The 8,422-nt window shown below is 66.8% G+C and carries 6 protein-coding genes; 5 read left to right on the top strand and 1 reads right to left on the bottom strand.

The features are described 5' to 3' along the window. Both HMPREF0975_RS14790 and HMPREF0975_RS06205 read left to right on the top strand, forming a co-directional pair. Nucleotides 1-182: proton-translocating transhydrogenase family protein (locus tag HMPREF0975_RS14790; RefSeq protein WP_009233281.1), on the top strand; the 182-nt coding region annotated here is incomplete at its 5' end. A gap of 12 nt (nucleotides 183-194) precedes the next feature. Continuing rightward, on the top strand, nucleotides 195-1,679 hold the full coding sequence (locus HMPREF0975_RS06205) for an NAD(P)(+) transhydrogenase (Re/Si-specific) subunit beta (RefSeq protein ID WP_009233280.1): 1,485 nt from the start codon (nucleotides 195-197) through the stop codon (nucleotides 1,677-1,679). Between the two features lie 24 nt (nucleotides 1,680-1,703). Here the strand turns inward: HMPREF0975_RS06205 and HMPREF0975_RS06200 are convergent, their stop codons facing one another. After that, a complete protein-coding gene (locus HMPREF0975_RS06200) occupies nucleotides 1,704-2,408 on the bottom strand; it encodes an MgtC/SapB family protein (RefSeq protein WP_009233279.1) in 705 nt (234 codons plus the stop codon). A gap of 160 nt (nucleotides 2,409-2,568) precedes the next feature. Between HMPREF0975_RS06200 and HMPREF0975_RS06195 the strand changes: the two genes are divergently transcribed. The 3 genes from HMPREF0975_RS06195 to HMPREF0975_RS16120 form a co-directional block, all read left to right on the top strand. Further along, on the top strand, nucleotides 2,569-4,398 hold the full coding sequence (locus tag HMPREF0975_RS06195; protein WP_009233278.1) for a tetratricopeptide repeat protein: 1,830 nt from the start codon (nucleotides 2,569-2,571) through the stop codon (nucleotides 4,396-4,398). Between the two features lie 299 nt (nucleotides 4,399-4,697). Next, nucleotides 4,698-6,116, top strand: coding sequence for a tetratricopeptide repeat protein (locus tag HMPREF0975_RS06190; RefSeq protein ID WP_009233277.1), 1,419 nt, complete (start codon nucleotides 4,698-4,700; stop codon nucleotides 6,114-6,116). A 456-nt stretch (nucleotides 6,117-6,572) separates the two neighbouring features. Next, nucleotides 6,573-8,422 (top strand): tetratricopeptide repeat protein (locus HMPREF0975_RS16120; protein ID WP_009233276.1); only part of this gene is annotated, 1,850 nt, incomplete at its 3' end.

Below are 8,422 nucleotides of genomic sequence, written 5' to 3'. Positions count from 1 at the left end.
CGCTCATGTCAGTTACCAACGCGATCTCCGGGATCATCCTGGTCGGGGCGATCTCGCAGGTGGGTCATCCCCATCCCGTCATCAGCGCCATCAGCCTGGCGGCGGTGGTTCTGGCCACGATCAACATCGTCGGCGGCTTCGCGGTCACCCACCGCATGCTCGCCATGTTCACGAAGGACTGAGGTGGGGAGCAGATGATGACTCACATGCCGACTCTGATGCCGACTGCGTCGTCGGACACGCTGATCGCCGCCGTGCCATCGCTGCCCTCGCCGGTGGTTCTGGCCTATATAGCGGCCGCGATCCTGTTCATCCTGGCGGCGGCCGGCCTGTCCCACCACGAGACTGCGGTGGCCGGTAATGTGGCGGGCGCCGTCGGCATGGGGGTGGCGGTGCTCGCGGCCGTCGGCCTGACCTTGAGCGACCAGCCCGCGCGGGGTGTGCTGCCCACCCTGCTGCTCATCGCCATGGGCCTGGCCCTGGGCTCGGTCATCGGGCTGGTGGTGGCCAGGCGCGTGGCGATGACCGGGATGCCTCAGCTCATCGCCGTGCTCAACGGCCTGGTGGGGCTGGCGGCCGTCCTGGTGGGATACAACTCCTATGTCTCCCCCGACGCCCTGTCCGCCTCGCTGGGGGCCTTTCACCTGGGCGAGGTCTTTCTGGGCGTGTTCGTCGGCGGGGTGACCTTCACCGGCTCGATCCTGGCGGCCCTCAAGCTGGCTGGTCGTGTGCCGGGGCGCCCGCTGACGCTGCCGGGCCGCAACCTGCTCAACCTGGCAGCCCTCGTCGCCTCCCTGCTCCTCATGGTGGGGTTCATGAGCGTACCGGCCGGCTCGGGCACAGGCTGGGCCTTTCTGGCGGTGATGACGCTCATCTCCCTGGTGCTGGGAGCTCACCTGGTGTTGGCGATCGGCGGCGGCGACATGCCGGTGGTCGTCTCGATCATGAACTCCTACTCGGGTTGGGCATCGGCCTTCACCGGTTTCATGGTGGACAACGACCTGCTCATCATCACCGGAGCGCTGGTGGGCTCCTCGGGGGCGTACCTGTCCTACCTCATGTGCCAGGCCATGAACCGCTCCTTCGCCTCGGTGCTGCTGGGCGGCTATGGAACCGACTCCACCTCTGCGGCCTCGGGCGGGTCCGGGCAGGAGGGATCGGTGGACGAGACCAGCGCTGGCCAGGTGGCTCACCTGCTGCAGTCCGCCCGGCGAGTGGTCATCACCCCCGGCTACGGGATGGCGGTCGCCCAGGCCCAGTACCCGGTGGCCACCCTCACCGAGATGCTGCGCTCGGAGGGAGTGGAGGTCACCTTCGGCATCCATCCAGTGGCGGGCCGCCTGCCCGGGCACATGAACGTGCTGCTGGCCGAGGCGAAGGTCCCCTACGACATCGTCCTGGAGATGGACGAGGTCAACGACTCTTTCGACGACGTCGACGTCGTCCTCATCATCGGCGCGAACGACACCGTCAACCCGGCCGCCCAGGAGCCGGGCTCGCCGATCGCGGGCATGCCGGTGCTGCACGTGTGGGAGGCGAGTCGGGTCATCGTCTTCAAGCGGTCCATGGCCACCGGCTACGCCGGGGTGGACAACCCGTTGTTCTTCCGGGAGAACACCTCGATGCTCTTCGGCGATGCCAAGGACACCGTCGAGGACATCATCCGGGCCCTGGAGTAAGGAGGAGCCGGGGCCCGGCCGGGGTCAGTCGAGCCGACCGCCCTCGAGGCACTCGACGCCGTCAACGCCGTCGAGCCCCGAGAGGGCCTCGATGAGGTGGGCGGTGGGCCGCTTGCCGTGGAAGCGCATGACGGCGTTCATGATGCGCCCGTGCTCGCCGCGGGTCATCTCGGTCTCCTCCAGAGTGGCGGTGAAGCCGGAGGCCGTGGCGGCCTGGAGGATCTCGGGCATGATGGCGCGGCCGACCTGGTAGTCGATGCGCACGGTCACCTCGCCGCGGCGGCGCTGCAGGCGCGAGGTAAGGGGCCCCAGCAGCAGCACGACGACGTAGTCGAGCGCGACGGCGGTGGCCGCCAGTGGAATCATGCCCGCCCCGCAGGCCATGCCGATGGCGGCACTGAGCCAGACGGTGGCGGCGGTGGTCAGGCCGCGGACGGTGTCGTTGTTGACGAAGATGACTCCGGCGCCCAGGAAGCCGATACCGGAGACGATCTGCGCGGCCACACGGCTGGGGTCCACGGAGACGTCGGCGCCGGTGACCGGGGCGAACCCGTAGGCGGACACGAGGGTGAACAAGCACGAGCCCAGTCCCACCAGGACGTGCGTCTTGACACCGGCGTCTTTGTGGCGCACATGGCGCTCGGCGCCCAGGGTCAGGCACAGGATGAAGGTCGCCGTCATCGCGACGACCTGGGCCCCCACGTGGTTCAGGCTGAATAGTGCGCCCACACCGGCTCCCTTCCTCGGCGACCCCGGTATCGGTCCTCCCACCGATTCTAAAGGAGGGGCTACCGGAGCGCGTCACCGGTGATGATTCCCCATCGCGACGCCCGCCCGTAGCGACTAACGTGTACTCACCAGCGATTCCCCGATCACGAGGCCTTCAGACGTGACGCTCCCTCCCTATGTCAGCCCTGAAGGAGTCGGCCACGCCGCCCGGCTGCTGAAGCTCAGTGAGCGTCTAGCTGCCTCGGGGCGCCGCGGCGAGGCCTTGGACGCCGCGCGGGAGGCCAGTGAAGTCCTCCGGAACCTGGCCCGGGTCAACCCGGATCTCTACCTGTCCGACCTCGCCAAGGGCCTGTCGGTTCTGGCCGTCCGCCTGAGCGAGGCCCGCCGGCCCCGTGAGGGACTCGCCGTCTCGCGGGAAACGGTGCGGATCCGACGGCGCCTGACCCAGCAGGACTACACCCCCCATGCTCCCGGTCTGGCCGACTCCCTGCGCCGCCTCGCCGTCGACCTGAGCGCGGCGGGTGAGCTGCGCGACGCCCTGGCCACCGCCCAGGAGTCGGTCGACCTCTACCGGAGCCTGAACGAGGATCAGCCCTCCGCCTACAACACCGGACTGGCTGAGGCCCTGACCACGCTCGCTTGCCGCCTGAGCGAGTCCGGGCGGCAGAGCAGCACCTTCGTCACCGCTCAGCAAGCCATCAGTGTGCGACGGCGCCTGGCCCAGTCCGATCCGGCCGAGCAGATCCCCGAGCTGGCCGCGGCCCTGAGCAGTCTGGCGCCGCGCCTGCGCGCGGTGGGCTATGTCGATGAGGGCCTCGACCAGGCCCTGGAGGCCGTCAGCCTCTACCGCCGCCTCGATAAGGACGAGCCCGGTTCCTGCACCAGTGAGCTCGCCAGGGCACTGGATGTCCTGGCCTCCTGCGGGGCCGCCGTCGGGCGACGCGAGGAGGCCCTGGAAGCGGCCGAGGAGGCCGCCGCGCTCTACCGGGGGCTGGCCCGCCGCACGCCCGCCATCTACTCCCCCGAGGTCATCGGCTCCTTGGGGACCCTGGCTCGGAGACTGAGCGACGTGGGGCGGCATCATGAAGCACTCGCCGCGACTCAGGAGGCGGTCAGTGTCGGCAGGGCCCTGGCGCACAGCGCCCCCGACACCCATCTGCCCGATCTGGCAGGCGCCCTCGAGGCGCATGCCGCCTGCCTGCGCGACGCCGACCGTTTGGACGGCGCCCTGGCGGCGGCCCGCGAGGTGGTCAGCATCCGCCGCACCCTGGTCCAGAGCAGCCCTACCACCTACACACCGGATCTCGCCGGGTCCCTGTACATCCTCGCCGTCGGCCTGTACACGGCCAGGCAGCTGCACGAGTCCTTCACGGCGGCCCGGGAGTCCATCGACATCTACCGGCGTCTGGTCCGGGCCAATCCAGCCTCCTACACTGCCGACCTGGCGCGGTCCCTCAACATCCTCACCCTGAACCTCAACCGGGCCGGGCGCACGCACGAGGCCCTGGCCGCCGTCCAGGAGGCGGTCACCATCTACCGCAGCCTGGTGCAGATCGATCCGGCCGCCTACAAACCGGACCTGGCGGCCTCCCTGCACAACGTCGCCAAGTGCCTGGGAGATACCGGGCATCGCTCCGCCGCTCTGGCCGCGATCCGGGAGACGGCGACGATCCGCCGGGAGCTGGCCGGGCGGGATCCCGCGACTCACGCCCCGGCGCTGGCGCCGTGTCTGCACCGGCTCGCCAAGCGCCTGGCGGAGGCCGGTCATCGCAATGAGGCCCTGGAGACCGCACGGGAGGCCGCGAGCCTCTACCGGAGCCTGGCTCGCAAACGGCCGGAGACCTTCAATCAGGGCCTCGCCGATACCCTCGGCACCTACGCCTCGATACTCCAGTGGAGCGGTAAGGAGGCCGAGGCCGCCCGCATCCGCCAGGAGATCAAGGACGTGACCCTACAGATGGAGATAGAGGCCTCCGGCGGGAGCTTCTGAGGGGCGCTGCCGGCCCGGCGGCGCGGGCGCAGGTGTGGAACGCGAAGCCGGGCGGATCGGGAACTGCGTTCTCCGTCCAAAACGTACTTCTCCCGCAGACGACTGGAACCCGACCCCAATCATCTGCGGGACAACGCAGTTCTCGCGGGAAAAGTACGTTCCCGATCAGAGCCAGCCCGCTGCGACGGCCCCCGCGTGCCGTCCCCCTCCCCGAGCTAGCAGGCACCACCCGCATCCGAGCCGACGAGCCTCGCTAAACTTATAAGCACACCCGATCCCCTCCCTGAAGGACCGGTGGCATGTCCGGCTCCGCTCCCCCTGTATCCGACGACGACGCCCAGTTGGACCGCGCCTCTCAACTACTGGACCTGAGCGGGGCTCTGCAGAAGTCGGGGAAACCGCAGGAGGCTCTGGATGCCGCCCGCGAGGGGACCGACATCCTCAGGCGGATGATGCAGAAGGATCCCGCCGCCTACCGTCCCTGGTTCGGCTGGGCCCTGATGACCCTCACCCTCAGTCTGATCGACGTCGGGCAGGGCGGTGAGGCCCTGGCGAACGCGCAGGAGGCCGCCAGCCTCTACCGGGAGCTGACCCGGGAGGATCCGGCCTCCTACACCTCCCGTCTTGCGGGCTGCCTGGACACGCTCTCCAGCTGTCTGTCCCACGAAGGGCGCAGCTACGACGCCCTGGCCATGAGCGAGGAGGCCGTCGGCCTGTTCCACAGGCTGGCCGACGAGGACCCCGATGCTCACTACTCCGATCTTATCGGCTCTCTCGTCAACCTCTCCTCGCGCCTGTATGCGGTCGGACAACGCGATGAGGCGGCGAATGTCGTGCAGGAGGTGGTCCGGGTGCGTCGCAAGCTGGCGCAGAGCGATTCCACGGCCGACCTGTACAACCTCGCCGTGGCCCTGCACAACCTCGCCATTCACCTGTCGGCCGCCGGGCGCCGGGATGAGGCCATTGCCGCCGCGTTCCAGGCCGTGGACGTCGACCGGAAGCTCGTTCACCGCGAGCCAGACGCCTTCGCACCGGGGTTGGCCAAGTCCTTGAGCAACCTGGCCATCCGTCTGAACGCGGCCGGACGCTCGGAGGAGGCTCTGACCGCCACTCGGGAGGCCACCGAGGTGTACCGCTATCTCGCCCGGATGAGCCCGGATGTCTTCACACCCGGGTTGGCGAAGTCCTTGGGTGTCCTCGCCGTCGAGCTCGGGGAGACCGGGAGGCAACACGAGGTCCTGGCCGCCGCGCAGGAGGCCATCGGCCTGTACCGCCCGCTGGCCGACGACGATCCCTCCAGGTACGCATCCGAGCTCGCGATGGCCCTGCGCACCCTGTCCGTCAGCATGAACGACCTCAAACGAGACGATGAGGCGGTCTCCGCGGCGCGGGAGGTCGTGAGTATCTATCGGTACCTGGCCCGCACGGACGGAGACTACCTACCGGATCTAGCCGAGTCCCTGCATGGCCTCGCCACCTACCTGCCGCCGACCGGCAACCGGCCCGAGGCGCTGGCAACGATCCGGGAGGCCACCGAGATTCGGCGGGAGCTGGATCGCCACGACCCGGGATCCTTCACCATCGACCTCGCCCGTTCCCTGGACGTCTGCGCGGCCATCCTCGACTGGTGCGGGCAGCCGGAGCAGGCGGCCCGCATTCGCCAGGAGCTCGAGGACGTCGCCAGCCAGATCGAGGCTGAGGGGGACGGCCGCGATTGACCTGCGCAACCGTCCTGCGCATAGCGACCGTAGACCTTCCGCAGTGCCAGTCTTCCGTGAGAAACCGAGTGGCTGCTCGGTAGACTGCCCCGCAGCAGTCTTCCTCTCCTCCCCGAGGTCCGCACCGTGACAGAGCCGTCCCCCTCGCCCATGTCCTCATCCACGGCACCATCCGACCAGTCGTGGCTAGGGTGGTTCGGCCCGCTGGACGACCTATGGGCGAATCATCCCTTCGTCGCGTTCGTCCTCGGAGTCCTCATCACCGCAGTTCTTGCGAAGATCGGTTGGGCGCGCATCCAGGTATGGAGAAAATGGCGAAACAAGCAGCACAAGCAGCGCACTACCAGGCGCCGGCAACAGCTTCCACCAGCTCTCCCTCCGTTCACGGTGGAATCCAGAGGCAGGCGGTTAATCCTGGAGCCCGCCCAGCCTCAACATGAAAGTGTGCCAGAAGGCATGAGCATTGTCCGACTTCTGAGCGCTAAGTCGACCCCGGTTCCCTTCCTCGACCGTGCAGAGGCACTCACCCGCTTGGAGACGTGGGCGCGAAGCAAGGAGCCACTTGCGATCCACGTTCTGGGCGGGGACGGCGGATCCGGAAAGACCCGCCTCGGCGTGGAACTCTGCCGACGCCTCACCACGCCAAACACTCATCACCGAGGTGCTGAGGTCTGGCAGGCAGGATTCCTTCAGAACATCAAACAGTCCGACAACGCTTCATCCAGCGACGATGCTTCGTCGCTGTTGCTCGTGATCGACTACGCCGAGGGACGGCCGGATACAGTCAAGGAGGTCATCAACATTGCTCTCCGCGCAGCCGAGGATCCCAAGAGGCGACGAGTACGGATCGTCTTCCTGGTCCGGCGGCCAGCACCACTCTCCGCCACCCGTCAAAGCTCCAACAAGTGGCTTGACGCTCTTCGCCCACAGGAATCCCAGAATGAAGGGCTCAATCGTCTTCTTGACGAAGCCTCAACGATCGTTCTCAACAACGAAGAACTGTCCGGAAAGGAACGAGACGACCTATTTGAAGCAGCCTACAAATCATTCACCGAGCCACCTGGATCGCCATCATCGAACGATATCATCACGCATCTCGACAACCCTATGTACTCCCAGCCCCTTCTCGTTACAGTCGACGCCTTCCTGAACGCACGTCCCCTACCGAATTCTCGGAATGGCTGCTCCCCGGGTGAGTTGTTCGAGGAAGTTCTTCGTCATGAGGAGCGCTACTGGGCCGAACACTGGCCGTCAAGCCTCGCCGTCAATACCGACCAAGATCAACAGACTGACGGTATTGCAACTCCCACCGATGCTCAGGCCAGGAAGATGCAATCTCTCAATCGGGAACTGGCGCGCCAGGCAGTGGCTGCCGCTACACTCACCGACATTCAGGATGAGGAGGACGCCATCAGCCTTCTCCAACTTCTACCGGCCAGTCTCGGCAAGAATACCAAGGACCTGGCCCAGTGGTTGCGAGACTGCTACCCACCCCACATGAACAGTAACGGGCACTCAGCCTTGTGGTGCGAACACCTTGAGCCGGACCGCATCGGAGAGCACCTTGTTGTCTCCGAGGCTGACGACCTAGAACCTCTTCGCCGAGAGCTTTTGTCCTCGAGCAGAGTGGGAACGTCATCCCTACGAACCTGGACCATCCTCGAACGCGTGTCGACAGATCCTCACCTCAATGAGCGCGCAGGACTGATTCTCAACGATGTACTGGTAGAGGTCACTCAGGCAGTTCACGCACAGGTCGTCGATTCCCAGAGCCCGGACCTCGCGGCAGGCTTCACCAAACTCTTCAGCGCTGTGCGCTCCCACATCGAGCCAGACGAGGCTCATGAGGCAGAGCAGGCCCTATCCGAGGGTGGATACTTCACGACATTCTTGGAATGCGAGCTTGCTCAGCGCGCAGCCGACATCACCCGTCCGACAGATGAATCACCTGAAATCGATCGAGCGACCTACGCTTCACGGAAATTGTCACTCAGCAGATGCTTGGCTGCGTCTGGGAGACGCGATGAGGCCCTCGAAACCGCCCGGGAAGCCACCAATCTCTACCGGACCCTGGCCGAGCACAACCCAGCCGCCTACACCCCCGACCTCGCCGGTTCCCTCAACAACCTCGCCAGTTGTCAGGCCGAGAGCGGACAGCAGCGCGAGGCTCTCAAGACCGCCCGGGAAGCCACCAAGCTCTACCGGACCCTGGCCGAGCGACAACCCAGCCGCCTACACCCCCCACTTCGCCAGATCTCTCAACAACCTCGCCAACAGCCAGGCCGAGAACGGCAAGCTGCGCGAGG

Source organism: Actinomyces sp. oral taxon 849 str. F0330 (genome assembly GCF_000239715.1).
GTDB lineage: Bacteria > Actinomycetota > Actinomycetes > Actinomycetales > Actinomycetaceae > Actinomyces > Actinomyces johnsonii.
Note: the sequence above shows the minus strand (reverse complement) of the source record. Positions and strands in the feature narration are given on the sequence as shown.